We start from the raw sequence: 25299 nt of genomic DNA, 5'->3' as shown, positions 1-25299 counted from the left end.
GGGCGCCGGCCGGCGAGGGCGCGGCCCGCGTTCTCTCCGCGGTGGGCCCCCAACCCCCCGCCCCGGCGGGCCGGGGCTTCCCCGCTTTCGCGGGTGACCAGGAGTTTCGACTCTTGTATATCGGTCCGTTACCCTGGGGGCCGCACGAGATCGTCGATTTGTGAGGAAGATTCATGGGAAGCGTTGTGCTCGACATCGTGGCATTGGTCGTTAATCGCGCGGCGATGTTCTGGAATTGGATGGCCACCGGATCGGCGGGCTTCCCTCCGCTGTGAACGTGCGGTCCACGATCTGCTTCGAGTAGCGAAATCCCCTGGTCAGGTGTGCTGGCCGGGGGATTTTCGATTCCGGCCGGAATCGGGAAACGTTCCGAATTGTTTGTTTTCACACCGGTGGATCTCGCTGACTGGTGAAGTGCGTAGTCATCGGTGCCGGAATTCGCCGGACATCCGGACCATGCGAACTCCAGCGCGGTCTCCGGAATTGGACCGCGCGGGCTTTCCGCCCGCTTCCCGCGTCGCCGTGATCGCCAGGGCCCCGGAGGATTTCGCCGCCGATCCCGCGCGCGAAGCTCGTGTCCCTCGTATCTTGAACACGTGAACTCCGCAGGGTCCGTGCGCACACGGTCGCGTATTCCTCGTTGGTTCGTTCTGTGGATGGGGCTCGTTACCGCCCTGGTCGCGCTCTGCTGCGCGGCGCTGTTCTGGCAACTCGCCGCGGAGGGCACGTTCCCGACCCTCGTCGTGCTCTGGGCGGTGCTCGGTGTGCTCGGCGGGATCGCCGTCCTGTTCGGACTGCTCGGGCTGCTGCGCTATCGTGCCGTGTTCCACAGTCTCGCCTCGCCAGTGCTCATCGCGGCCCTCGTGGCGCTGGCCCTCTACGACGTCCCGGAGGACACCGGCTGGCGCCTCTCCCGCGGGATCCTCGAAGATCAAGCCGTCGATTGCGCGCACTCCGGCCACCGTGCCCGCCTCGGCGTTTACACGATCACCTTCATCACGCCCCGCGACGGCGGCTGCCTGTTCTACACCCAAACGGGTGACTCGAATTCGGAGGGCTTCGCCTTCTTCCGCGACCCGGCCACCCCACCCCACCTCGGCCCACCCGCCACCAACGGCATCGAATACGCCGCCTTCGACGGGCAGTGGTACCGCTTCGTCGACACTCACTGAGCGCGGTCGCCGAAAATCCTGAGGAAGCCATCAGGTCCGGCGAGCGCGTGATCCGGTGTCCAAGCGGAGATGACCATGCCGAGTGTGGACATGGCCCAGCGCCAAACGCAAAGCGCGGCCGGGCGCGCCCACGCCGTCGCGGCAGGACGTATCCGTCACGCGTCCATGCAGGTCGAGGGGACGACGGAATATCCGACGCTCCGCAGGCTGTTGCGCCGATATGTGACGAACGCTGGAATGAACGTACTGATCGTGTACGCCCACCCGAAGCCGGACTCACTCACCGGCGCTCTGAAAGAGGTTGCGGCGCGCCAGTTGCGGGCGGACGGGCACGAGGTGCGGATCACCGACCTCTACGCGATGGGGTGGAAGGCCGCCGCCGACACCGACGATTTCGGCGCGGTCGAGGAGCCCAACTTCATGCTGGCCTCGGGTGTGGCCTACCGCGACGGGACGCTGAGTCCCGACATCCGCGCCGAGCAGGAGAAACTGCTGTGGGCCGACGCCGTCGTCCTGCATTTCCCACTCTGGTGGTTCGGCATGCCCGCGATCATGAAGGGCTGGGTGGACCGGGTTCTCACCTGCGATTTCGCCTATGGAGCCGGGGGTAAGGCGTTGCCCAGATACGGTGCGGGCGTCCTGGCCGGGCGGCGCGCGATGCTGGTGGTCTCGGTCGGGGGCAGGCAGCCGTCCTACTCCGATCGCGGGATCAACGGCCCCGTCGCGGATCTGCTGTTCCCGATCCACCACGGCATCCTCTACTACACCGGCATGGACGTGTTGTCGCCGTTCGTGGTGCACGACACGATCCGCCTCGACGCCGCGCGCTTCGACGACGTCGCGTACGAGCTGCGGCGGCGGATGTCGGAGCTGGCCGAACTGGAGCCGATCCGGTACCGCCCGCAGAGCGGCGGCGACTACGACCGGAGCCTGCGTCTGGTAGCTGGTCGCGAAGCACGGGGAGCGACCGGCTTCGGGTTGCACGTGGCGTCGTAGCGGCGCGGGTGATCAGGGCAGTGGGGCCGCTCCGCGCTGGGTGAGCAGCATGCCCATCATCCCGGCCTCTTGGCCCTGCCCATGGATCATGGAACGCGCGATCTCTTTGACCGGCCCGGAGCCCAGGAGACCGTCGGCGGCCTCGGCCATCGCGATACCGCCCTGGTGGTGGCGAAACATCAGTTGAAGGAACAGTATCTCCGCGTTCCGGCCATGTGCCGCTGCCAGATTGTTCAGTTCCGCCGTGCTCGCCATCCCGGGCATCAGGGGTGCCGTCTGCGCGCCCGCCGCCTGATGGCCATGCGCCGTCGCGTCCGCGCCCGGCATCCACGCCATCGGGTGTACGGAGCTGGGCGGCGCGTCCGCCAGACGCAGCCAGCCGAGCATGGTGCCGATCTCCAGGCGCTGTGTGCGGTCGAGCTGTTCGGCCAGCCGGGCGACCGCCGGATCGACCGAGCGATCCAGCCGCTGCACCATCAGCAGCGCTTGCTGGTGATGGGTGGCCATGTCCTGCACGAAGCCGATCTCGACATCGGTGAGCACCGATGCGGCGGAACGACTTTCCGGAAACACCAGCGGCCGCACTGCGGCGCCGAGCACGAGCAGCGCGAAGGCCGCCGAGACCAGGGCGGCGGTCGAGATCCGGCGCCGCATCGCTACGACCCGACGATCGACCGCTGGTCCGCCGGTGGCGAGTACACGTCCTCGTCCAGTCGCAGCACCATGAACCCGTTGTCCGAGCATGTGACGTACAGCTGTGATCCGCGCCATTCCGGTGGTGAGAAGCACCAGTCGGTGGACACATCGCCGAAGGCGAGGCGGCCGGTGCGCGGGGTGGTGGCGTCCAGAGGGTTGAACTGTCCCTCCAGCACGGCGCGCACCGCGGGCGGGGTGCTCATGAGCGGAACACCGATGAGCGAGGCGAGCGCGTGCGGCGAGTTCCACAGGCTCAGGTTCTGCCCGGTGCGGGCGGGCGGGTTGTAGTAGGCGATCTCGCGGATGGCGTAGGGATCGCGGATGTCGAACACCCGGATGCCGGAGGAGATCCATCCGCAGGCCAAGGCGGTGGGGTTGTCCTGCCGGTCGGCGGCGCAGTAGTGCGATTCGTAGGCGAAGGCGGAACCACCCATCGACGAACCGATATTGCTGTCGATGTGCTGCGGCAGGTTGATCTCGAGCTTGATCTTGTTGGCCACCCTGGGCGCGGTCTCGTCGGAGACATCGATGAGTTTGACGCCGCCGGAACCGCCTTCATCGACGGTGTAGAGGTAGGGCTTGCCGTCGTAGAAGACCGGGATGCTGTGCTGGGTCGCCCAGCCGTCCGTCCAGAACACCCGGCCCAGATGGTGCACCTGCGGGTCGGGGTCGCGGCGCTGCACCGCGCTGATGTCGAGGACGGTGAATCCGCCGAGCGCGGAGATGTACATCCGATCGCCGTCCGGGCTGATGCCGAATCCGTGCGCTTCGATGCCGGTCAAGCCCTGCCACACCACATGCGGGTCGGCGGGGTCGCTCAGGTCCACCGCGCTGACGAAGCCGGGCGCGATTCCCGAGGCCCAATAGGTGTTGCCGTCGGGGGAGAAGCCGCCCTCGTGCGTGGTGATCGGCAGCGGCATCGCCAGATTCGTCCCCGGACCGGGATTGAGCAGCCGCGGATGCGCGCAATCGGAGATGTCGTAGACCGACAGGTAACCCACCCCCTCGCCGACCGGCACGCCGGTGCCGACCAGCAACTTGCGCTCCGTGTTGACCTTGAGGCTCTCCCAGGTGCCCGCGAGCATCGCGGGCTCGGTCAAAGTCGCCGTCGGACGCGGATTCGCCGGATCGGACACGTCGAGCACCTGGACGCCACGGCCCTCGCTGATCAGGTCGCCGGGAAAGAACGAGCCCAGATAGGCGCAATGCTCGAAGCTGGTGGAGGTGATGCCCGCGCCGCGGCCCGCGTAGCCGCCGACGTAGGAGATGTTGCACCGGTAGCCCTGCGTGCTGCGCCCGCTGTCGCGGTCGGCGGCGGTGACGTCGCCTTGCAGTCCGCTCTCGGGGGCGGCGCCGGGTCCGCAGTCGGCGCGGGGAACCGAGGTGCGCCCGACGTCGAGGAACTCCTCGACTGCGTTACGAAGGTCCGATGGCGGATCGGCCGAAGCGCTCACGGGCAGCAGCACGGCTGTAACCATGCCGATGGTGAGCAGAGCCAGCGGTTCGGCACGGCACAGTCTGGCCAACGGGCGCATCGTCGCGACCCCCAACTTCGTCGTCGAGATTGGCTACCCAGGGTGACTGGGACAGTCACCGCTGAACTGACTGAATGGTAGTGATTTCCGTCCGTCCGAGGGCGGGTTTTGCCGAATCGCAGCCGGATTCGCGAAGTTTTCCGCTCCGCGTGATCAGCGCGGCTGGGTCGGTCCGGTGCGGAGTGTGGCCGAATTCGGGTGCGCCGACAGGAGTTCGTCGCAGGCACCCAGGAAGATGCGTCGTAGTCCGGCTGCGCGTTCCGTCAACTCGGCCTGGGCGCGGACGTACTCCGCCCGCCCCGCGGGTGTCTCGATGCGAACCGGCTGGTAGCCGAAGCCGGACAGGTCGTACGGGCTGGCACGCATGTCGAGTTCCCTTGCGGCGCAAGCCAACTCGAAACAATCCAGGAGCAGCTCAGACGAGATCAGCGGGACCAGCTTGAAGCCCCACTTGTACAGATCCATATTCGCGTGCAGACAGCCCGGCTGTTCGCGACGCAGCTGGTCGGCTCGGGTGAGCGGCTCGGCGTTGCGGCCGACGGCGTCCGGGGTGAAGAAGCGGTAGGCGTCGAAATGCGTGCAGCGCAGCGACATCGAGTCGAGCACGGCGTCGGTGCCCGCGCGTCCCAGCCGCAGCGGCACCCTCTGGTGGCGGATGTCGTCGGTGCGATACACCATCGCCCATTCGTGCAGCCCGAAGCAGGACAGATGCGCGGGCCGGGACGCGGTGGCACGCAGCAACTCTGCGACGAACGCGACGGTATCGCGGCGTTTGTCCAGATATGCGGGATCGGCGGTGCAGAAGCCCGCAGCGCCGGAATCGGTGACGACGTGGTGATACCCCCGCGCGTCGCGGTATTCGGCGGCATCGGCCATCCCGATGCCGTATCCCGGATGCCAGCGCCGCAACTGGGCGGGTTTGTGCCCGTAGTAGGTGAACAAGAAGTCGATCACCGGGTGCGACGAACCTTGCGCCCGCCGCTCGAGATAGGGCCCGACCAGATCGTCCAGCCGGGCCCGGTGCGCGGCGGCGGACTCCCGCCACTGCGCACCGGACAACACCCGCATGGTCATCGCACCCCGCGCGGGCACGCTGCCCGAATCGTCATTCGCCCACCCGATGCGTTCCGTCTCGGACGGTGCCGACGAATTCCTCCACCAAGTCCTCCAAGGCGACGATGCCGGTGGTGTTGCCCCGGTCGTCGACCACGCGGCCGAGATGGCTGTTGGTGCGCCGCAACCGCGCCAGCGCCTCGTAGAGCGTGGCGCCCATGCCCACCGTCGGCAGCGGGCGGATATCGGTGCGCGGGATCGGCGTCCCCGGACCGGCGCTCTCGTCGGCGACCTTGTCGAGCACGTCCTTGACGTGCAGGTAGCCGACCAGCGAGCCGTCGTTCGCCCGCACCGGGAAGCGGGAGAAACCCGTCTCGGCGACTGCGGATTCGATGTCGCCGAGTGTGGTCCCGTTGCCGCGCAGCGGAATCGATCGGGTCGCGTCCAGCGGCACCATCACGTCGGCGACCACCCGGTCGCTGGTGCCGAGGGCCTGCGTGAGGCGGCGGTGCTCCTCCTCGTCGAGCAGCCCCTCCGAGCGGGACTCGCCGATCATCTCGGCCAGTTCCACCGTCGACACGGTGGCCTCCAGCTCGTCCTTCGGCTCGACCCGCAGCAGGCGCAGCGACAGGTTGGCGGCCAGGTTGTACAGCGCGATGAGCGGGCGGGCCAGCCGCAGCCACATCAGGTGCACCGGCACCAGCAGCAGCGCGCTTCGCTCCGGCCCGGCCAGCGCGATGTTCTTCGGGATCATCTCGCCGAACAGGATGTGCAGGATCACCACGATGGTCAGCGCCAGGGCGAACGCCACCGGGTGCAGCAGTTGCTGCGGCAGGCCGAGTAGGTCGAACGGGCCTTCCAGCAGGTGCGCGACGGCGGGCTCGCCGACGCGGCCGAGCAGGATCGAGCAGATGGTGATGCCCAGCTGCGCGGCGGCGAGCATCATCGAAAGGTTCTCGCCCGCTCGGATGACGGTGTTCGCGTTGCGCTTGCCCTGCGCGGCCAGCGCTTCCAGCCGGTCGCGGCGGGCGGAGATGAGCGCGAACTCGGCGGCGACGAAGAACGCGTTGCCTGCCAACAGCACGACGGTGAGCAGCACGCCGAAGAGGTCACCCATGGCTGTGCTCCTTGGTCGCGAGGGCGTCGGCGTCCACCGGGATCAACCGGACCCGGTCGATGCGCCGTCCGTCCATGCGCTCCACCCGGGCGATCCAGCCGCCGGAGCCGTGGCTTTCCGGCGCCGTCCACTGCTGCGAGCGAGGATTGGGCAGCACGACTTCGTCGCCGGGCACCGGGATGCGGCCGAGCCGGGTCAGCACGAGGCCGCCCAGTGTCTCGTACTCGCCCTCCGGCGCGTCGTATCCGGTGGCCCGGGAGACCTCGTCGATGCGCAGCAGGCCCGAGCAGTCCCAGCCGTCGAAGACGCGCCGTACGTCGCGCTCCTCCTCGTCGTGCTCGTCGCGGACGTCGCCGAGGATCTCCTCGATGATGTCCTCCATGGTGACCAGGCCCGCGGTGCCGCCGTACTCGTCCACGACGAGGGCGACCTGCATGCCGTCGGCGCGGACCCGTTCGAGCACCTCGTCGCCGTCCAAACTGGCGGGCACGATCGGCACCGGCTGGGCGAGCCGGTACAGGGGGGTCGTCCGGCGCGCCTGCAATGGGCGGGTGAAGGCCTGCTTGACGTGCACGAAGCCGAGGGTGTTGTCGAGATCGCCGTCGATCACCGGGAAGCGGGAGTAACCGGTGCGGCCCGCCGCGTCGATCAGATCGGCGATGGTGTCGTCCTTGTCGAGTGACTCGATCTTCACCCGCGGAGTCATCAGCTCCTCGGCGCTGCGCTCGCCGAACTGCAGCGAGCGGTCCATCACCTGGGCGGTGGGCTGGTCGAGCGCGCCGCGCAGCGCGGACGTGCGCACCAGGGAGCCGAGTTCCTGCGGCGAACGGGCCGAGCGCAACTCCTCGGCGGGCTCGACGCCGAGCCTGCGGACCACCCAGTTGGCGGTGCCGTTGAGGAAATGGATCATCCACTTGAACACCACCGAGAAGCCGATCATCGGTCCGGCCGTGACGCGGGCGGTGGCCAGTGGCTTGGCGATGGCGATGTTCTTGGGCACCAGCTCGCCGTAGATCATCGACAGCGAGGTGGCCAGGATCAGCGCGAGCGTGAGCGCGACGCCACCCGCGGCGGCTTCGCTCAGCCCGATGCCGGCGAACACCGGATGCAGCAGCCGGGCCAGTACCGGCTCGGCGATGTAACCGGTGATCAGTGTGGTGATGGTGATGCCGAGCTGGGCGCCGGACAGCTGGAACGAGAGCGTGCGATGCGCCTTGCGGACCATGCGGGCGCGGACGTCACCGGTGCGGGCGTGCGCCTCGACGGTGCTGCGCTCCAGGGCGGTGAGGGAGAATTCCGCGGCGACGAACAGGGCCGTGCCGACGGTGAGTGCGATGAATCCGATCAGGCTGAGCGCGGTGAGCGCGACGGACATGGTCAGCACCACCCGAACGGTGCTGCGTGACGGCCTGTGCGGAATGGGACTACTGCGGGGAGGAGGACGCCGGGTTGGTCACCCGGCTCGGTAGAGGAGCCCTCCTGTACGGCGCCCTCGGACGCGGGTGACAACTGGATCCTTTCGCAAACGAGTCGTGGTGCCGGTGTCCGGCAACCACCATGCTACCGGCCCACGTGCCGAGTGGCGTGGGCCGGTGCCGGTGCGATGCGTGTGTCGGCGCTCACCAACCGCTGGGCAGCGGGCGGCCTTCGGCGAATCCGGCCGCGGACTGCACGCCGAGCACGGCCTTGTCGTGGAATTCGGCGAGCGTCCGTGCTCCCGCGTAGGTGCACGCGCTGCGCACACCCGAGCAGATGTGGTCGATGAGGTCCTCGACGCCGGGACGCTCCGGGTCAAGCCGCATCCGCGAGCTGGAGATGCCCTCTTCGAACAATCCCTTGCGCGCTCGGTCGAATTCGCTGTCGGAGGCGGTGCGGGCGGCGACGGCCCGCTTGGAGGCCATGCCGAAGCTCTCCTTGTACGCGTTGCCGTCGCGATCGACCCGCAGGTCGCCGGGGGACTCGTAGGTACCGGCGAACCAGGAGCCGATCATCACGTTGGACGCGCCCGCGGCCAGCGCGAGCGCCACGTCGCGGGGATGGCGAACGCCGCCGTCGGCCCAAATGTGCACGCCGAGTTCCGCGGCGGCGGTAGCGCATTCGGCCACCGCGGAGAACTGCGGGCGGCCGACGCCGGTCATCATCCGGGTGGTGCACATGGCGCCGGGGCCGACACCGACCTTGACGATGTCGGCGCCCGCCGCCGCGAGATCCCTGGTGCCCTCCGCGGAGACGACGTTGCCCGCGACCAGCGGGACTCCGAGCCCGAGATCGCGCACGGCGGTGAGCGTTTCGAGCATCTTGGCCTGGTGTCCGTGCGCGGTGTCGATGACCAGCAAGTCGGCGCCCGAATCCACGAGGGACTTGGCCTTGGCGGCCACGTCGCCGTTGATGCCGACCGCGGCCGCGACGCGCAGCTTGCCGGCGGCGTCGACGGCGGGCTGGTAGATGCCCGCGCGCAGGGCGCCGGTGCGGGTGAGCACACCGGCCAAGGTGCCGTCCTCGGCGGTGAGCACGGCGAAGTCGGCGTGCTCGGCGTGCAGCAGATCGAACAGGTCACGCGGGGTGGTGGTCGCGGGGGCCCGCACGAAATCGGTGACCGCGACCTCGCGGAGCCGGGCGAAGCGGTCGACGTCGGCGCAGGCGGCCTCGGTCACCACACCGACCGGGCGTCCGTCGTCCACCACCACGACGGCGCCGTGGGCGCGCTTGTGCATCAAGGCGACCGCCTCGGAGACCGAACGGTCGGGGGCGAGGGTGACCGGAGTGTCGGCGGTGAGCGAGCGGCTCTTGACGAAGGCGATGGTGTCGGCGGCCGCGGTGATCGGCAGGTCCTGGGGGAGGACGACGATGCCGCCGCGGCGGGCCACCGTCTCGGCCATTCTGCGCCCGGCCACGGCGGTCATGTTCGCCACGACGATGGGGATGGTGGTGCCCGACCCGTCGGTCGTCGACAGATCGACGTCGAAGCGCGACGCGACGTCCGTCCGATTCGGGACGAGGAAGATGTCGTCGTAGGTCAGGTCGTACGGCGGCTGATGACCGGGGAGAAAGCGCACTCGACCGATGATATCCGCGCGGCGACCGGTGTGCGCCGTTCTGCTTCTTCGCCCGTGAGCTCAGGCGGCGGCTTGCGAGCGGGAAAGCATGATCGTCGCGGCGGCCATGACGAGCACCGCACCTCCGGTGATGACCAGTCCCGCGGTGTCCGTCCGCAACCGCTCGTCCAGCACGGCGATGCCGATGAACGCGGCGGCCAGTGGCTCGACGACCGTGACGGCGGGCAAGGAGGCGGTCAGCGGTCCCGCGTGATAGGCGCGCTGCTGCAGGTAGACGCCGGTGACACCGGCCCCGACAAGTGCCCAGGTCTGCCAGCCGCTGAGCACATCCCCGAGACCGTGGTCGAACAGGTCGGTGACGTAGTCGGTGAGCGCGGCGGCGAGTCCGTAGAGGGCGCCGCTCGCGGCGCCGATCAGCAGTGCGCGCCACGCCGGGTCGCGCGCGGCGATGCCACCGGCGGTGGCGGCGGCGATCAGGCCGAGCAGGATGCCCAGGGGCACGAGCCAGTCCCGCAGCGGCGCGTCGGTGTTGCCCTCGGTCGGATTGCCGACGAGCAGGAAGCAGGCCAGCGCGGCGGTCAGCGCGAGCGCGGTCGCCCAGGTGCGCGGCGCCACGCGGCGGTCGTTGAGCCGGGCGGACATCGGTAGCGCGAACACCAGCGCGCTCACCAGGATCGGCTGCACCAGCAGCACCGCGCCCAAGGTGAGCGCGACGACCTGCATGGCGTATCCGCCCGCGTCGCCGACGACGCCCGCCCACCAGCGCGGGGTGCGGATCAGCGAGCGGATCAGCGACGCGCCCTCCGGCACCGCGGCCGCCGCGTGTTGTTGCGCGACCGCGGCGATCGCGAACAGCAGCGCGGCGAGCAGGGAGCAGAGGACGGCGGCTGCCGCGTGAGTCGACACGCTCTAGTTTGCTCCGCGATTGCCCCACTTCGGTGACTGCTGCGCGCGTACGGCGCGTCGCCGTGTCCGGCCCGGCGTGTCGCCGGAGGCGGGCCCTGCGGCGCGTCCGGAGAATCCGCCCGCCGCGCCGGAACGGCGGGTGGACGCACCCTCGCCCGAACCCGCACTGTGCCCGGCGGAGTTGCCGGTGGCGGGCTTCCCGGCGACTTTCGCCTGGCCGCGACGACGCCCCGGCGCGGCGACCGATTCGCCACCACGGCTCGGCACCGAGCCCGACCGGGACTGCTTCGCCGCACCGGCACCGCGGCCACCGGCCTGAGCCGTCTCCGCACGCCGGTTCGCTTGACGCCGTGCGGGTTTGGTAGCGGGGGTGGTCGCGGGCGCGGCGGAAGCCGGGACCACCGGAGTTCCGGACGGGCGGCGGGCGCCGGTGATCTCGGCCAGTGTGCGGTCGCCGGGACGGACCGCGACTCCGTCCACCTCGACACCCGCCTTACGGGCCATCGACTCGACGTCGCGGCGCTCTTCGTCCATCACCAGCGTGACGACCACGCCGTCCTCGCCCGCGCGGGCGGTGCGCCCGGCCCGGTGCAGATAGGCCTTCGGCTCCGGCGGCGGATCGACGTGCACGACGAGGGAGATCCCGTCCACGTGGATGCCGCGCGCGGCGACGTCGGTCGTGACCAGCACCGGCACCGAGCCGTCGGCGAACGCGGCGAGGGTTCGGGTGCGATTGTTCTGCGCCTTGCCGCCGTGCAGCGCTCCCGCGGCGATGCCCGCCCCGCGCAGCTGTTTGGCGAGCCGGTCGGCGCCGTGCTTGGTACGGACGAACATGATGGTCAGCCCGTCGCGGGCGGCGATCTCGGTGGCGACCGCCCGCTTGGTCACCTTGTCGCCGACGTAGAGCAGGTGATGCGACATCGTGGTGACCGAGGCCGACGGCGGCGCGGTGGAATGCGTGACAGGGGAGCGCAGGTAACGCTTGACCAGCTTGTCGACCTCGCCGTCCAGCGTGGCCGAGAACAGCAGGCGCTGACCGTCGCGCGGCGTGCGGTCGAGCAGCTTGGTCACCTGCGGCAGGAATCCCATGTCGGCCATGTGGTCGGCCTCGTCGAGCGCGGTGATGGTCACGTCGGACAGATCGGCGGATCCCTGGGTGAGAAGGTCGGCGAGCCGTCCGGGCGTGGCGATGAGCAGGTCGACGCCGCGGGCGAGCCGGTCGGCTTGGCGTTTGATCGGAGCGCCGCCGACCACCGAGGCCACGCGCAGGCCGAGCGAAAGCGCCGGTTCGTCCAGCGCCCGCTCGATCTGCGCGGCCAGCTCGCGGGTCGGCACCAGAACCAGCCCGCGCGGGCGGCCCGGCTTGGCCGCCGCGCCCGCCAGCCGCGTGAGCATCGGGAGGCCGAAGGCCAAGGTCTTCCCGGAACCGGTCGGCCCGCGGCCGAGCACGTCCTTTCCTGCCAGAACGTCGGGGGTCGTGGCGGCCTGGATCGGGAACGGCGTCTCGATGCCGTCGCGTCGCAGTGCCTGGACGAGCACGGCGGGCAGGCCCAGACCCGCGAAGGTCACGGGGGGCGCCGCGGCGACGGTGGTCGAGGGGGTCACGAGGAGGGTGTGCCTTTCGTCGCACGGCGCGTTCCGCGCGGAACGCGCTGTTCGGTGGGATGGAGAGCGGCGCGCGATGCGGTTCACCGCGCGGTGGCGCGGGCGATGACGCGCGCCGGGTGGAGCGAGAGGATGCGGCCGACCGGAGGCGGGCCGAAGGTCCAGGATACGTGCCGGGAAGTCAGCCGTGGAACAGCCGACTCAGTTCCACCAGCCAGGGTACGGCCACGGCCTGCGTCGGCACCACCAGGATGGCTGCCGAGCCGAGGTAGGCGGCCGTCGCGATGCGGAGGTCCCCGATCCGGCCGCTCAGCCGTTGGATGCGGATGAGCGTGGTGGGACCGCCCGCGGCGAGCGCGCCTTGCGGCGCGGTGGACTTCGCGCAGGCGACGAGGGCGCGGGCCAGCGGCTTCGGTCCGGTGACCTTGACCGCCGAGTCGTCCGCGAGCAACTCGATGAGCAGTTTCACCGAGCCGAGCGCGGCCTTGCTGCGCACCACCCGAGGGAACGCCTCGTGCACGGCCGTGAACGCCTCCAGCACGAGATCGTGCCTGGCCCGCAGGTGCGAACGCTCGTGGCTGACGATGGCGGTGACCTCGGCGTCGGCGAGATTGGTCAGGGTGCCTTCGCTGAGCACGACGCGCTGGCGCAGGCCGGGCAGGCAGTAGGCGATGGGCTCGGTGGCGGCCAGCACCCGGATGTCGGCCGCGCGCCGGTGCGGACCGCTCTGGTCCAGCAGGTCGACGAGCATGCGGTGGCGCGACCGCCGCCTGCGGGTGTGCACGCCCACCCGGATGATCGCGTAGATCAACCGGGCGCCGATCAGCAGCGTGAGCGCGAAGACCAACACGTACGCCAGCCACAGCGGCAGGCCGAGCGCGTCGATCTCCCTGGTCGGCGCGGTGGTCGGGCGGCCGTCGGGGCCGGGCACGAGCAGCTCGGCGGCGATGGCCAACCCGGAGCCGAACGCGCTGAGCACGGCGGCGAGCGCGATGGCCTGCCAGAGCACCAGCGCTGCTCGGGGCGTCCGGTAGGTCCAGGTCGCCCGGCTGAGCAAGGCCGGGGCAGGCCCCGCGAGAAGCAATGCCAGTCCGGCGAATACCGGCGCGGTTGCGTTCATCGACTCAGCTCACTGCGTTGTGGGGCCAGGGCGCCCGAGGAGTCTACTGCGGCGGGGGCGCCGAGTCCTCGGTTGCTTCGAGCTTAGCGAGTGCTTCGCGCAGAGCGGCAGCCTCGTCCTTGCCGACCTGTTCCACGAAGTGCACCAGGGCCGCGGCACGGCTGCCCGCCGCGTCGGCCTGTTGCAGGGCGTCGACCATCAGGCTGGCCACGAGTTCGTCGCGGGTGTGCACCGGCGCGTAGCGGTGCGCGCGGTCGTCGCGCCGCTGGACCACGAGGTTCTTCTTCGCGAGGCGTTGCAGCACGGTCATCACCGTGGTGTACGCGAGCTCACGGCGTGCGGCGAGCGCCTCGTGCACCTGCCGGACCGTTTGTGGTTCGTCGGCCGACCACAACTGGTCCATGACCGCTTTCTCGAGTTCACCAAGACCTGCCATTCCCTAATTTTAGGTACTCAACGACGAGGATGCGTACTACAGGGTGTCGTAACTATGGAATAGCTGGTGTGTCATTTCTCATACGGCGCGGTCGCGGGCGTTGTGGCAGCGGGTCCGCCCGCCTTTCCGCGCACGTGCCTGGCGCCGATCGGCACGATCATCGGGCGGCCCGACACGGGGTCCTCGGGCACCCTGGCATCCAGGTCGAACACTTCGCGCAGCAGCTCGACCGACACCACCTCGCCGGGGGCGCCCGCGGCGACGACGCGTCCGTCGCGCATGACGACCAGCTGGTCGCTGTAGCGGATCGCGAGATTGAGATCGTGCAGCACCATCACGACGGTGCGGCCGAGATCGGCGTGCAACCGGTCGACCAGGTCGAGCACCTCGATGGAGTGCGCCAGGTCCAGATAGGTGGTCGGCTCGTCGAGCAGCAGGATGTCGGTGCCCTGGGCCAGCGCCATCGAGATCCAGGCGCGCTGGCGCTGGCCGCCGGACAGCTCATCGAGCGGTCGGTCGGCGAGGTCGGTGATCCCGGTTTGTGCCAGCGCTGTCGTCACCTCGGATTCGTCGGTTCCCGACCACTGCCGGAACCAGGACTGGTGCGGGTGGCGTCCACGGGCGACCAGATCGGCGACGGTGAGCCCTTCCGGGGCGACCGGCGACTGCGGCAGCATGCCGACGATGCGGGCGACGTCCTTGGTCTTCATCGTCGAAATAGCCTTGCCGTCCAACAACACTCGGCCTTCTCGCGGGCGCAGCAGGCGGCCGAGCGAACGCAGCAGGGTGGACTTCCCGCAACCGTTCGGCCCGATGACGGTCGTGACGACGCCGGGAGTGACGGTCAAGCTCAGCCCGTCGACGATCACCCGGTCGCCGTAGCCGAGACTGACCGCCTCGGCGCCGAGCCGGTGCGCGGGAGCGCTCGCCCGCTCCGTGGCGTCAGGGGTGGTGATGTCCGCGATCGTCATGACAGCGTCGCCTTCCGGTTCATACGCACGAGCAGGTACAGCAGGAACGGCCCGCCGAATGCCGCGGTCACGACGCCGAGGGGTAGGTCGACCGGAAACGCCGTGCGGGACGCGACATCCGCGCCGACCACCAGGATGGCGCCGGTGACCGCGGCGCCGACCAGCGGCTCGCCCGGTGTGCGCAGCAGTCGTCGTGCGATCTGCGGCGCGGCGAGGGCGACGAAACCGACCGGCCCGACGGCGGCGGTGGCCACCGAGGCGGCTACCACCGCCGCTCCGATCAAGACGGCCTGCTGGGTCTGGATGCGCACCCCGAGCGTACGCGTGGTGTCGGAGCCAAGACGCAGCGCGGCGAGCGTGCGGGCGGAGGCGAGCGCGACGAGCGCGGCGATTCCCGCGGCGATCGCCGCGGGACCCAGGCGCGCGTTGTCGGCCGCGTTGAGCGATCCGTTCAGCCACAACTGCACGCGCTGGGCATCCGCCAGGCTGGCGCGGGTGAGCAGCCAGCTGATCCCCGCGGTCAGCAGGGCGTTCACGCCCACGCCGATCAGCACCAGCCGCAGCCCGGAGGCGCCGTACGCGCCGGTGGCGGTGCGTCCCCAGGCGAGCAGATAGATGGCGACGGCGGTGAGCAGCCCGCCTGCCAGGGCCGCCACCGGCGCGCCGACCGAAGCGGCCACGCCGGTGCTCGCGCCTCCGGTGCCGACCAGCACCGCGACCGCCCCCAGGCTCGCGCCCGAGGTGATGCCGAGCATGTCCGGCGCGGCCAGCGGGTTGTGCAGGATGGACTGGGTGACGGCGCCCGCCAGCCCGAGCGCGAGGCCGACCACGAGCGCGGTGAGCGCGCGCGGCAGCCGGGACTCCAGCACGATGAACCGCTGAGCCCTGGTGCCGCCGCCAGTCAGGACGTCCAGCACGCGCCCGAGCGGTAGATGGGACTCGCCCACCGCGACGTCCAGGCACAACAGTGCGAGCGCCAGCGCGATCAGGACCGCGACGATCAGGATCATCCGCGGTCGCAGCACCGTCGACACCGGCCCGACGCGCAGCGCGGGGCGGGCACTCGGGGTTCGCAGCGAGATCGTCACAGGTTCACCAGCTTTCGCCTGCGCACGAACGCGAGGAAGAACGGCACGCCGAGCAGGGCCACCACTACGCCGACCTCCAGTTCGCCGGGGCGAGCCACCACCCGGCCCGCCACATCGGCGATCAGCAGTAGCAACGCGCCGAGCAGCCCGGCATAGGGAATCAGCCAGCGATGGTCGGGCCCGGTGATCGTCCGCGCCAGATGCGGGACGACCAGGCCGAGGAAGGCGATCGGCCCGACCGCCGCCGTCGCCGTGCCCGCCAGCAGCACGACGGCCGCCAGGCCGAGCGCGCGGCTGCGGCCGACGTGCACGCCGAGTCCACGCGCGACGTCGTCGCCGAGGCCGATCAGATTCAGTCCGGGCGCCGCCAGTACCGCCAGCAACATGCCCACGGCCAGGAACGGCAGTACCTGCCAGAACACCGCGGCGTCGCGGCCGGCGACGGCGCCGATCACCCAGAACCGGTAGGTGTCCAGCGCGGCGGCGTCGAACAGCACGACGGCGTTGGTCATGGCCTGCAGGAACGCGGTGACCGCCGCACCCGCGAGCACGAGGGTCAGCGGGCTCGCCTTGCCGCCGCCCACTGATGAGGTCGCGAACACCGCCACCCCGGCGATCAGCGCTCCGGCCAGCGCGAACCAGATGTATTGCTCCGGCGCGGCGAAAGCGAACAGGTACACGCTCAACGCGGCGAGGAACGCCGCACCCGCGTTCAGTCCGAGCAACCCGGCGTCGGCGAGCGGATTGCGGGTGTAGCCCTGGACGAGCGCGCCCGCGATCCCCAACGCCGCCCCGCAGACCAGTGCCAACGCGGTGCGCGGCAGCCGCAGCCCCCGCACGATCTCTTCCTCGGTGGAACCGGCTGCGCACGTGAAGGGTCCGCCGGAGCAGGTGAGCGCATGATGCACGGCGTCGTAGACGGTTCCCGGCGCGAGCGAGCGGGCGCCCACCGCCACGCCGGCCAGCACGGCGAGCAGCAGTAGGACGGTCGAGACGAGAAGTCCGGAAAGACGTCGCCGCCTCACGGTGGCAAGAGAAGTCACGGCGACGAGCTGCTCCTGAAATCAGCGATACGGTTGCTAAGTCTGGTAAGCCTAACCTATCTTCGCGGACAGGCGGGGATGGCCGACTGCCCGCCGCGCCGCGCGACGGAGCCGATCCCCGAGGAGGTTCGATGACCGAGCTCATCACCACGCCACATCGCTCGCCGACGGCGTTCGGACGCGCCTGTGCCCGGCTGCGCGCGCTGCAACCGGAGCACCCGCGGGTCTATGCCGTCGCCGCGATCGCCGAGCAGGGCAAACGACGCTGGTGGCAGCTGGCGGACGGAGTGCGCGAAGGGCGCGTCGAACTCATGTACCGGCGGCATGCCGCGGAGATGATCAGTGCGGGCATCGCCGCGGAAGTGGTTGCCACGGCGCTGATCCACGCGGTAGCCGGACGGGTGGTCGCGCTGCTCGTCGCGGAAGGGCGCGCCTGGGATCCCGGCTTGGAGAACCTCTGGATCCACACCGACAACGACGGCGGAATCGACTGGGCGGCCTTGTCGGACACCACGATTCGCGTGATCGACGGTGATCCGCTGGCGGGCGGACCCGGTGTGGTCGCCTTGCCGTGCCCGGAGGCGATGTACGTCTGGCTCGCGCATCGCTGCGAACCCGCGCTGACCGTCGTTCAGCGGAACCTGACTCGCTGCTCCGGTTTGAGCGCCGGGCGGTTCTGGTCCCTCGTCGGTGAATCCGTCGCGGGCGCTTCGACTTACGTGCCCGATCTGGCGCGGACCGATTCCGTCGCCGGCGCGCGTCGTGGCCAAGCCTTGTTGGCGGCGATGGCCGAGCGGGGGCTGCCCGTGCGGCGGTCGGGCTCTTGCTCAGTTAGGTAAGGCTGACCTATACTCACTTTCGGCGTACGGATCGCGCGAGAGTCCCGAGGGCTGCGGTGACCCCCGATCCCGTGCCGCGGCGGGCTCCACTTCCGGTGGGGCCCGCCGCTCTGTGCCGATCGTCCCCGGCGGGGCACCGCCCTGGCCTGCGGATGAGGCCGCGGCGTTGCGCGCAGGGTGCTGTGCGACAGTGAATACATGACACAGCAGGAGACTCGCCAGGTCGGCTCGCTGGCGGACGTCACGCCCGAGCAGATGAACGCCTACAGCGAAGGCACCTTCGCCGACCTGATCGGCCTGCGCTACACCGAGCTGAGCCCCGACCGCGTGCGCGGCGAGTGGGTCGTGAAACCGCATCTCTACCAGCCAGCAGGCATCCAGAACGGCGGCGTGTACTGCACCGTCGTCGAGACGCTCGCCAGCGTCGCCGGCGGCGTCTGGTTCGGCGACCAGGGCACGGTCGTCGGCGTGAACAACAACACCGATTTCCTGCGGGCGGTGCGCGAGGGCACCCTGACGGGCGAGGCGACGCCGCTGCATCGGGGCAGGCTGCAGCAGCTGTGGCAGGTCGTCATCACCGATGAGCAGGGCCGCACCGTGGCGCGCGGTCAGGTGCGACTGCAGAATCTGCCGCATCGGTCCTGACCCGCTCGACCGGCGACGGCGGAACGGGCGTGCCAGAATGTGCGTCACCCGTCACTGTGAACCGGTGAGGAGCCCGGATGCGACTGTCACCGCATGAGCAGGAGCGCCTGCTGCTCAGCTACGCCGCCGAGCTGGCCCGGCGCAGGCAGGCGCGCGGACTCAAGCTGAACCATCCCGAGGCGGTCGCGCTGATCACCGACCATGTGCTGGAAGGCGCGCGGGACGGGCGCACGGTCGCGGACCTGATGTCCTCGGGACGGACGGTCCTCACCCGCGACGACGTGATGGAAGGTGTGCCGGAGATGATCCCCGACGTCCAGGTCGAGGCGACCTTCCCGGACGGCACCAAGCTCGTCACCGTGCACCACCCGATCGGATAGGCGGGCGGTATGCGGTTTGCGAGCGCCCCCGATCCGGACGGAGGCCCGGCGTGATCCCCGGCGAATACCTTTGCGCCGAGGGCGTCATCGAACTGAACGTGGGCGCGCGGCGCCTCGAACTCGACGTGGTCAACACCGGCGACCGGCCGGTGCAGGTCGGCAGCCATGTGCATTTCCCGCAGGCGAACGCGGCGCTGGAGTTCGACCGCGCGGCCGCGCACGGCCACCGCCTCGACATCCCGGCCGGGACCGCGGTGCGCTTCGAACCCGGTCTCGGGCAACGGGTACGGCTGGTGCCGCTGGGCGGCGCCCGCGAGGTGCACGGAATCAGCCCGACCCCACCGGGCCGTCTCGATGGCTAGTGCGTGTGCGGACCCGGAACGGGCTGCGCGGAGTACGCGGGCTCAGGAGGTAGGACGCGATGAGTGAGCTGAGCCGGGCGCGGTACGCCGAACTGTTCGGACCGACGACGGGCGACCGGATCCGTCTGGCGGACACCGATCTGCTGATCGAGATCACCGAGGACCGCAGCGGGGGACCGGGGCGCGCGGGCGACGAAGCCGTGTTCGGCGGCGGCAAGGTCCTGCGCGAATCCATGGGCCAGTCCCGAGCGACGCGCGCCGAGGGCGCTCCCGACACCGTGATCACGGGCGTGGTGATCATCGATCATTGGGGAATCATCAAGGCGGACGTCGGTATTCGCGACGGACGGATCAGCGCGATCGGCAAGGCGGGCAACCCCGACACCATGACCGGGGTGCACCCGGACCTGGTCGTCGGGCCGTCCACCGAGGTGATCTCCGGCAACGGCCGCATCCTCACCGCGGGCGCGATCGACTGTCACGTGCATTTCATCTGTCCGCAGCTGTTGGAGGAGGCGCTCGGCGGCGGCATCACCACCCTGATCGGCGGGGGCACCGGCCCGGCCGAGGGCAGCAAGGCGACCACCGTGACGCCCGGCGCGTGGCATCTGGCGCGCATGCTGGAGGCCACCGACGGCTGGCCGGTGAACATCGTGCTGCTCGGCAAGGGCAACACCGTCAGCGCCGAGGCCATGTGGGAGCAATTGCGCGCGGGCGCATCCGGTTTCAAGCTGCACGAGGACTGGGGCTCCACGCCCGCGGCGATCGATGCCTGCCTCACCGTGGCCGAGGCGGCCGGGGTGCAGGTGGCGCTGCACTCGGACACCTTGAACGAGGCGGGTTTCGTCGAGGACACCCTCGCGGCGATCGCGGGCCGCGGCATCCACGCCTACCACACCGAGGGCGCGGGCGGCGGACACGCGCCCGACATCATCACCGTCGCCGCCCATCCCAACGTGCTGCCCAGTTCCACCAACCCGACTCGCCCGCACACGATCAACACCCTCGACGAGCACTTGGACATGCTCATGGTGTGCCACCACCTGAGCGCGTCGATCCCGGAGGATCTGGCCTTCGCCGAAAGCCGCATCCGCCCCTCCACCATCGCGGCCGAGGACCTGCTGCACGACCTCGGCGCCATCTCGATGATCGGCAGCGATTCGCAGGCCATGGGCCGCATCGGGGAGGTGGTGCTGCGCACCTGGCAGACCGCGCACGTGATGAAGCGCCGCCGCGGCGCGCTGCCGGGCGACGGCGCCGCCGACAACGCCCGGGTCCAGCGCTACGTCGCGAAATACACCATCTGCCCGGCCGTCGCGCATGGCCTGGACCACGAGATCGGGTCGGTCGAAGTGGGCAAGCTCGCCGATCTGGTGCTGTGGGAGCCGGCGTTCTTCGGTGTCCGCCCGCATGCCGTCCTCAAAGGCGGCGCGATCGCCTGGGCCGCGATGGGCGACGCCAACGCCTCCATCCCCACGCCGCAGCCGGTGCTGCCGCGCCCCATGTTCGGCGCCGCACCGGCGGCCGCCGCGGCGACCTCACTGCATTTCGTCTCCGAGCAGGCGATCGAGGACGGCCTCGCCGACCGGTTGCGGGTCCAGCGCAGACTGGTTCCGGTCCGCGACGTCCGTGGCGTGCGGAAGAAGGATCTGCCGAACAACGACGCCATGCCGCGCATCGAAGTCGAGCCGGACACTTTCACCGTCCGCATCGACGGCGAGGTCTGGCGCGAACAACCCGCCACCGAATTGCCCATGGCTCAGCGCTATTTCCTCTTCTGACCGGCGCGGGTACGGGGCGGCGGGTTCGACCGATCGGTCAGTCCTCGCCAGGCTTGCCGAACTCCTCGATCAGCACGGGATACTGCTCCCCACCGTGTCCCGCGGCGATCGAGCGGTCGGCCATCGCCTTGATCAACTTCGGCAGTTCGGCGTTGATGCCGACCGCTTCGCTCTCCTCGATCAGATGCGCCATCGCCCGCGCGTCGGTTTCGCCGCCGCCCCCGCTTGGACCACCCCGCGAGTCGCACACGGCTACGGCGAGGTACGAGAGGACGTCTCAACGGTGTGCCACTCGGGGACGCCGGGCGTATAGTCCGCTGGATCTGGAGCAAGGGAGGGACGCATGCCTCGACCGGGCGAGCGTAAGGCGGCGCGTCGGGTGCTGACAGGTGTTGTCGGCGCGGGGACGTTTCTGGCTGCGATGTTCGTGACCTCCGCGGCCGCGCCGCTGCCGTCCGACGGCGGTGTCACGGTCGCCTTGAACGACTACTGCCAGGATCCCGGTGCGGTGGGCCGCCTCGCCGACGGCCGGACCGTCTACTGCACGCAGGTACAGAACACCGACGCGTCGGTGTGGTCCTTCAGCCGGAATCCGATCCCGCGCGACCCCAATACGCGCGGCTACACCTGCGACGGCGATGCCTGCCACTGGCCCGACGGCACCGCCGTCCCCAACTATCAGCGATGCGGTGTTCTCTGCGGCGAGCCGCCCACCAATGGCGACGTGCAGAGCGGACTCTACGACTGCCTCCGAAGCGGAGCCGAATTCGAGGAGTGCGAACGCCGGATCCGATGAGGGGCGCAGGAACGGGTCCGAGAACTAGGTGAGCCGGTGCTCGTGGATCGGTGCGCTCAACGCGGTGCCGTTGAGGTCCAGGTACAGCAGGCGCTCGGTGACGGACACGGTCACGGTGTTGCGGCGTTCGGTCGCGGCGACGGCGGAATCGATGAAGTCGCGATCGAAGCTGTAGAGCGGTATCGCTTCGGCGTGATGGATGCGCTTGCCGGGGAGTTGCGCCAGCACCTTGGCCGGGTCGCGGTGAGTGTAGACGGCGACCCGGTCGGCGAGTTTGCTGCCTCGGTGCACCCGCTCCGCGTCCGGTGCGCCGACTTCGATCCAGGCGGTGAGGCGGCCGGTGAGGTCGCGCACCAGCACCGCGGGCTCGTCGGTGGAGGAGACTCCACCGTCACTGAAGGCGATGCCCTCCTCGTATTCGAGGCAATAGGCGAGCACGCGGGTCAGCATGAACTCCGCGGATTCCGATGGGTGCTGCGCCACCCGCAACTCCAGCTCCTGGTAGACGCCCCGATCGACGTCGGCCAACTGGACGGCGAAGTTGTGCAATGTCGCGCTGAGTGCCATAGCTGCAAGAGCCTATCGCTGCCCGGTGATCAGCCCCGAGGCAGCGCGGTGGCGATGATTTCGCAAGCTGGCGGCGATGGGCTGGACGATCCGGTGTTCGGTGAATGTCCTTGAGGGCGCCTACGATTCGGCGGTGACACGTACTCGTGACGACTTGGCCGGATACGTCGAGCGCGACCTCGACGCCGACCTGGCCAGATGGTTCGCCGATCGGCCGCTGGTCACCGTGCCGGAGGAGACCCGGCCGGTGGCGCCCTTCCTCGAACGGCTGGCGCCCGCGTCCGCGGCGGCGCTGGCGGCTTTCGATCGCCGGGTGCGGTCCGGGCGGATGCCGCAGTTCCTGGATGTCCACGATTGGTCCTACGGTTTCGACTTCGCCGGAAATGGCTGCGGCATAGTGGATTCCGACTACGAGACCGAGCTCACCGACGACGATGTGTATTCGATCGGCGCGGACGGCGGCGGCAACCTGTACGTGGTGCTCACCAACGGGCAGATCGCGATCTGGTTCCACGAGGAGGAAGTGGTCGAGGAGGGCACTCGTTTCGACGACCTCGATGTCTTCCTCTGGTCGGTGGTGCGTTACCACGCGGTGCGGGCCGGGGTGCTCGAGCGCGAGGCGGTCGAGGCGGACTTCCTGGCGCTGGGACAGGACGGCGCGCTCGAGCCGAACCTCGGGTTGCTGCGCTTCATGAAGTAGCGCGTTCGCTCAGTCTTCGCCCGCTCGCCGCTGAAACGCCGGCTCGGCTCGGAAGATGTCCCGCAGCCAGGGAGCTCGGCGGTGATGCGGGCGGCTGCGGTCGGCCCAGACCGGATTGGATTCGTCACGGCGGTAGACCGCGAGTTGTCCGGCGATGCGGAAGTGCAGTCGGGTGGCCTTGCCGACCACCTCGCCATCGGTCGCCAGCGCCTCCGGCGTGGGTAACTGCACGAAGAGTTCGGGCAACTGGCGTTCGCCGTAGACCTTGCTGTGGCCGATCGCCGCCAGTATCAGCGCGAGTACTGCGCGGGTGCGCGACCAGCGCAGATCGGCGCGCAGCCAGCGGATGTCGAGTAGTCCGGCGTCGAGCCGGTCACGGAAGGCGGGCACCGCGCCGTGCGGGTGGTAGGGACCGTTGCCGACGAACAGGAACCACACCCGCTGCCAGCGTCCGTCCAGGCAGATCTCGATCGGCTCGGCCCGGTGCAGGGTCACCACGAGCGCGGCGGCGAAGGCGGGCCATTTGCCCCAGCGTGACTGCCACTTCTCGCGCAGCTGCACCAGGTCCGGATAGGCGCCGAGGCTGGCGGTGTTGATCAGATGCCGGGTGCGGGAACCGGTGTCGTCCTCGCATTCGACGCCGGCGATGTCCACCGCCACCGCCTCGCCGACACCGGTGGCATCGATTACTTCGCGCAGGTCGTAGACGCCGAGATCGCGGGCGAAGTGGTTGAGCGTGCCGGTGGGGATGACGACCAGCGGCAGTTCGTGGCGCAACGCGACGGCGGCCACCGCGGCCACCGTGCCGTCACCACCGGCGACGCCGACCGCCAGCACCGGTTCACCGTGCTGGGCGATGGCCCGCTCGAGCTGGTCGGCACAGTCCAGATCGGGCTGTGTGCGCAGCACGGTGGCGGCGGGCAGGGCCGCGATCACGTCGTCGGTGGGATCGTAATTCGGGTCGCCGGACACCGGATTCACCATGACCACCAGGCCTTTGCCCTCCACCAGCGCGGGCACTTCGCGAACCGGACGGGCCTGCGCCTCGTCGGATTCGCGCACCGGCCACCAGCGTCGCGTGGCCAGGGCGACACTGGAACCCACGGCCGCTCCGACGAGCACATCGGAACTCCAGTGCACACCGGTGTGCACCCGGGAGTAGGCGACGGTGGCGGCCAGCGGGGCGACAACCAGTGCGGTACGGGGACTTTCCAGAGCGACAGCGGTGGCGAATGCCGCGGCGCACGCGCTGTGTCCCGAGGGGAAGGAGGAGGAGCGCGGGGCCGGAACGAGTCGCCGGTGCACCGGCAGGAGTTCGGCGGCAGGCCTGCGCCGTGCGATCAGCGACTTGAGGCCCACGTTGACGACGAGACTGGCTCCGGCGACGGAGACGACGCCGCGCAGCGCGGCCCGCCGCGGCGCGCCTTGCCGGGAGGCGAGCAGCGTCGCGAGAACCAGCCACAGTCCGCTGAAATTCGCGCTGCCGGTGAGCCGCAGCAATCCGTGGTCGACCACCGAGGCAGGCAGTTCGGCGACCGCGCCGCCGATCGCTCGATCGATTCGTCCGATGCCGTGAAACTTCCGGCGCACCCAGCTACTCACTCGTTCGACATTACCGATCACCGCGCACACAAACGTGGACGCACAGCGGACTCCTGCGATGTCGGCGAGACCTAGGGCTCGGCGAGAGGTCGTGGAGTCGGGACCTGCCACGAGAACTGGTGTTGCAAAGGAATTTTCGAGAAGCCGACTTCCAGTTGCCGGGACCTGACGCTTGCTGGACAGGGCGGAACGATCCCATCCGGCCGCCGCCGCCCCGGCCGATCTCTGCGCTGCGATCGGCCGGCGCTGGTCGAGCAGCTGGTGCCCAACGGGGTGCCGCAGCGCGAGCCGATCTACTCGTCGGATCGGACGCCGCCTGCGCCTACCGGACTGCGGAAAGCCGTCCCATCGGCTCGGATATGTATGGACTGCCGCATGTGCGGTTGCACCCGCGCTCTCGACGATTTGTGGTCGCCGGATCTTCTGATCGCCGATTCGTCCGCACGCCGCGCAGCGCGCGGCTATCGTAGCGATGCGAGATTGCTGAAAAGTTGCTAGCGCGGCGCATCGGTGGGTGGGCGCGGCATGCCTCAGCTACTGAAGCCATTGCCGGGCAGGGGATACCGCCATGGCGTCGGTCGGCGCGGTGGGCCGATGTGTGCTCACCCGCGGAAGACGTATTGCCATCGAGGATCACAAAGGAGGTACACCATGACTCGCATGACGACGCGGGGCTCAGCTGATCTCACGCGCGCAGCCGGGGAGTCCGCGGAGGACGTCACCGTCAGCGACCTGACGCGCGCTTTCCGTGATCTGGCCCATGCCGCCGCCGACGAAGTCCTCGTCCGCTCCCTCGCCGAGGCCCGCGCCGAATCGGCCAGACCGCGCGCGGC

At 69.9% G+C, this 25299-nt stretch carries 26 protein-coding genes; 10 read left to right on the top strand and 16 right to left on the bottom strand.

The features are described from left to right. The first annotated feature begins 656 nt into the window (after positions 1 to 656). Positions 657 to 1172 carry a hypothetical protein gene (locus ACWEH3_RS25295; protein ID WP_450024663.1) on the top strand — a complete coding sequence of 172 codons (516 nt, stop codon included), beginning with the start codon at positions 657 to 659 and terminating at the stop codon, positions 1170 to 1172. A gap of 237 nt (positions 1173 to 1409) precedes the next feature. Further along, positions 1410 to 2168 (top strand): NAD(P)H-dependent oxidoreductase, encoded by a 759-nt coding sequence (locus tag ACWEH3_RS25290; RefSeq protein ID WP_450024671.1) that lies wholly within the window; start codon positions 1410 to 1412, stop codon positions 2166 to 2168. A gap of 12 nt (positions 2169 to 2180) precedes the next feature. Here the strand turns inward: ACWEH3_RS25290 and ACWEH3_RS25285 are convergent, their stop codons facing one another. The 13 genes from ACWEH3_RS25285 to ACWEH3_RS25225 all read right to left on the bottom strand — a co-directional run bounded on the left by ACWEH3_RS25285 (position 2181) and on the right by ACWEH3_RS25225 (position 16794). Further along, positions 2181 to 2822 (bottom strand): DUF305 domain-containing protein, encoded by a 642-nt coding sequence (locus ACWEH3_RS25285; protein WP_450024661.1) that lies wholly within the window; start codon positions 2820 to 2822, stop codon positions 2181 to 2183. Positions 2823 to 2824: 2 nt separating this feature from the next. Beyond that, complete coding sequence (locus ACWEH3_RS25280; RefSeq protein WP_450024659.1) at positions 2825 to 4399, bottom strand: LVIVD repeat-containing protein; 1575 nt, start codon at positions 4397 to 4399, stop codon at positions 2825 to 2827. Positions 4400 to 4552: 153 nt separating this feature from the next. After that, positions 4553 to 5467: a 3-methyladenine DNA glycosylase gene (locus ACWEH3_RS25275; RefSeq protein WP_450024669.1), complete on the bottom strand. Its 915-nt coding sequence runs from the start codon at positions 5465 to 5467 to the stop codon at positions 4553 to 4555. Positions 5468 to 5504: 37 nt separating this feature from the next. After that, on the bottom strand, positions 5505 to 6569 hold the full coding sequence (locus tag ACWEH3_RS25270; RefSeq protein WP_355078479.1) for a hemolysin family protein: 1065 nt from the start codon (positions 6567 to 6569) through the stop codon (positions 5505 to 5507). Next, on the bottom strand, positions 6562 to 7944 hold the full coding sequence (locus ACWEH3_RS25265) for a hemolysin family protein (protein WP_450024667.1): 1383 nt from the start codon (positions 7942 to 7944) through the stop codon (positions 6562 to 6564). Before ACWEH3_RS25265 ends, ACWEH3_RS25270 begins: the two co-directional genes overlap by 8 nt. A gap of 244 nt (positions 7945 to 8188) precedes the next feature. After that, a complete protein-coding gene (locus tag ACWEH3_RS25260; RefSeq protein ID WP_450024656.1) occupies positions 8189 to 9625 on the bottom strand; it encodes a GuaB1 family IMP dehydrogenase-related protein in 1437 nt (478 codons plus the stop codon). Positions 9626 to 9685: 60 nt separating this feature from the next. Then, complete coding sequence (locus ACWEH3_RS25255) at positions 9686 to 10531, bottom strand: DMT family transporter (RefSeq protein WP_450024654.1); 846 nt, start codon at positions 10529 to 10531, stop codon at positions 9686 to 9688. A gap of 3 nt (positions 10532 to 10534) precedes the next feature. Continuing rightward, the gene (locus ACWEH3_RS25250) at positions 10535 to 12136 is read right to left on the bottom strand and encodes a DEAD/DEAH box helicase (protein WP_450024652.1); all 1602 of its coding nucleotides are present in this window, start codon (positions 12134 to 12136) and stop codon (positions 10535 to 10537) included. Between the two features lie 181 nt (positions 12137 to 12317). Next, positions 12318 to 13256 carry a M56 family metallopeptidase gene (locus ACWEH3_RS25245; protein ID WP_450024650.1) on the bottom strand — a complete coding sequence of 313 codons (939 nt, stop codon included), beginning with the start codon at positions 13254 to 13256 and terminating at the stop codon, positions 12318 to 12320. A gap of 43 nt (positions 13257 to 13299) precedes the next feature. Beyond that, positions 13300 to 13692, bottom strand: coding sequence for a BlaI/MecI/CopY family transcriptional regulator (locus ACWEH3_RS25240; RefSeq protein ID WP_039797864.1), 393 nt, complete (start codon positions 13690 to 13692; stop codon positions 13300 to 13302). Positions 13693 to 13763: 71 nt separating this feature from the next. Next, positions 13764 to 14663 (bottom strand): ABC transporter ATP-binding protein, encoded by a 900-nt coding sequence (locus ACWEH3_RS25235; protein WP_450024648.1) that lies wholly within the window; start codon positions 14661 to 14663, stop codon positions 13764 to 13766. Beyond that, the gene (locus tag ACWEH3_RS25230; RefSeq protein WP_450024646.1) at positions 14660 to 15751 is read right to left on the bottom strand and encodes a FecCD family ABC transporter permease; all 1092 of its coding nucleotides are present in this window, start codon (positions 15749 to 15751) and stop codon (positions 14660 to 14662) included. The genes ACWEH3_RS25235 and ACWEH3_RS25230 overlap by 4 nt, the downstream gene beginning before the upstream one ends. Beyond that, positions 15748 to 16794, bottom strand: a complete 1047-nt coding sequence (locus ACWEH3_RS25225) for a FecCD family ABC transporter permease (RefSeq protein WP_450024644.1) — start codon at positions 16792 to 16794, stop codon at positions 15748 to 15750. Before ACWEH3_RS25225 ends, ACWEH3_RS25230 begins: the two co-directional genes overlap by 4 nt. A gap of 131 nt (positions 16795 to 16925) precedes the next feature. Here ACWEH3_RS25225 and ACWEH3_RS25220 point away from each other — a divergent pair, with 131 nt between their 5' ends. The 5 genes from ACWEH3_RS25220 (at position 16926) to ACWEH3_RS25200 (ending at position 20801) form a co-directional block, all read left to right on the top strand. Next, positions 16926 to 17633, top strand: a complete 708-nt coding sequence (locus tag ACWEH3_RS25220) for a hypothetical protein (protein WP_450024642.1) — start codon at positions 16926 to 16928, stop codon at positions 17631 to 17633. 255 nt (positions 17634 to 17888) lie between these two features. Further along, positions 17889 to 18278: a PaaI family thioesterase gene (locus ACWEH3_RS25215; protein WP_450024665.1), complete on the top strand. Its 390-nt coding sequence runs from the start codon at positions 17889 to 17891 to the stop codon at positions 18276 to 18278. Between the two features lie 77 nt (positions 18279 to 18355). Next, positions 18356 to 18658, top strand: a complete 303-nt coding sequence (locus tag ACWEH3_RS25210) for an urease subunit gamma (RefSeq protein ID WP_039797870.1) — start codon at positions 18356 to 18358, stop codon at positions 18656 to 18658. A 50-nt stretch (positions 18659 to 18708) separates the two neighbouring features. Beyond that, positions 18709 to 19020, top strand: coding sequence for an urease subunit beta (locus tag ACWEH3_RS25205; RefSeq protein ID WP_450024640.1), 312 nt, complete (start codon positions 18709 to 18711; stop codon positions 19018 to 19020). Positions 19021 to 19079: 59 nt separating this feature from the next. Continuing rightward, complete coding sequence (locus ACWEH3_RS25200) at positions 19080 to 20801, top strand: urease subunit alpha (protein WP_450024638.1); 1722 nt, start codon at positions 19080 to 19082, stop codon at positions 20799 to 20801. A 37-nt stretch (positions 20802 to 20838) separates the two neighbouring features. On the opposite strand, the gene ACWEH3_RS25195 is transcribed toward ACWEH3_RS25200, so the two are convergent. Next, the gene (locus ACWEH3_RS25195; RefSeq protein WP_450024636.1) at positions 20839 to 21051 is read right to left on the bottom strand and encodes an imine reductase family protein; all 213 of its coding nucleotides are present in this window, start codon (positions 21049 to 21051) and stop codon (positions 20839 to 20841) included. A gap of 93 nt (positions 21052 to 21144) precedes the next feature. Between ACWEH3_RS25195 and ACWEH3_RS25190 the strand changes: the two genes are divergently transcribed. Continuing rightward, complete coding sequence (locus ACWEH3_RS25190; RefSeq protein WP_450024634.1) at positions 21145 to 21597, top strand: hypothetical protein; 453 nt, start codon at positions 21145 to 21147, stop codon at positions 21595 to 21597. Positions 21598 to 21621: 24 nt separating this feature from the next. Here the strand turns inward: ACWEH3_RS25190 and ACWEH3_RS25185 are convergent, their stop codons facing one another. Next, a complete protein-coding gene (locus ACWEH3_RS25185; protein ID WP_450024632.1) occupies positions 21622 to 22164 on the bottom strand; it encodes a YaeQ family protein in 543 nt (180 codons plus the stop codon). A 133-nt stretch (positions 22165 to 22297) separates the two neighbouring features. Here ACWEH3_RS25185 and ACWEH3_RS25180 point away from each other — a divergent pair, with 133 nt between their 5' ends. Continuing rightward, positions 22298 to 22864 (top strand): hypothetical protein, encoded by a 567-nt coding sequence (locus ACWEH3_RS25180; protein WP_450024630.1) that lies wholly within the window; start codon positions 22298 to 22300, stop codon positions 22862 to 22864. A gap of 9 nt (positions 22865 to 22873) precedes the next feature. Here the strand turns inward: ACWEH3_RS25180 and ACWEH3_RS25175 are convergent, their stop codons facing one another. Continuing rightward, positions 22874 to 24466 carry a phosphatase PAP2 family protein gene (locus ACWEH3_RS25175; protein ID WP_450024628.1) on the bottom strand — a complete coding sequence of 531 codons (1593 nt, stop codon included), beginning with the start codon at positions 24464 to 24466 and terminating at the stop codon, positions 22874 to 22876. Between the two features lie 651 nt (positions 24467 to 25117). On the opposite strand from ACWEH3_RS25175, the gene ACWEH3_RS25170 reads away from it, so the two are divergent. After that, positions 25118 to 25299, top strand: a 182-nt coding sequence (locus ACWEH3_RS25170; protein ID WP_452358392.1) for a hypothetical protein, incomplete at its 3' end; no start/stop codon positions are given.

The sequence above is a fragment of the Nocardia sp. NPDC004718 genome (assembly GCF_053601535.1).
Note: the sequence above shows the minus strand (reverse complement) of the source record. Positions and strands in the feature narration are given on the sequence as shown.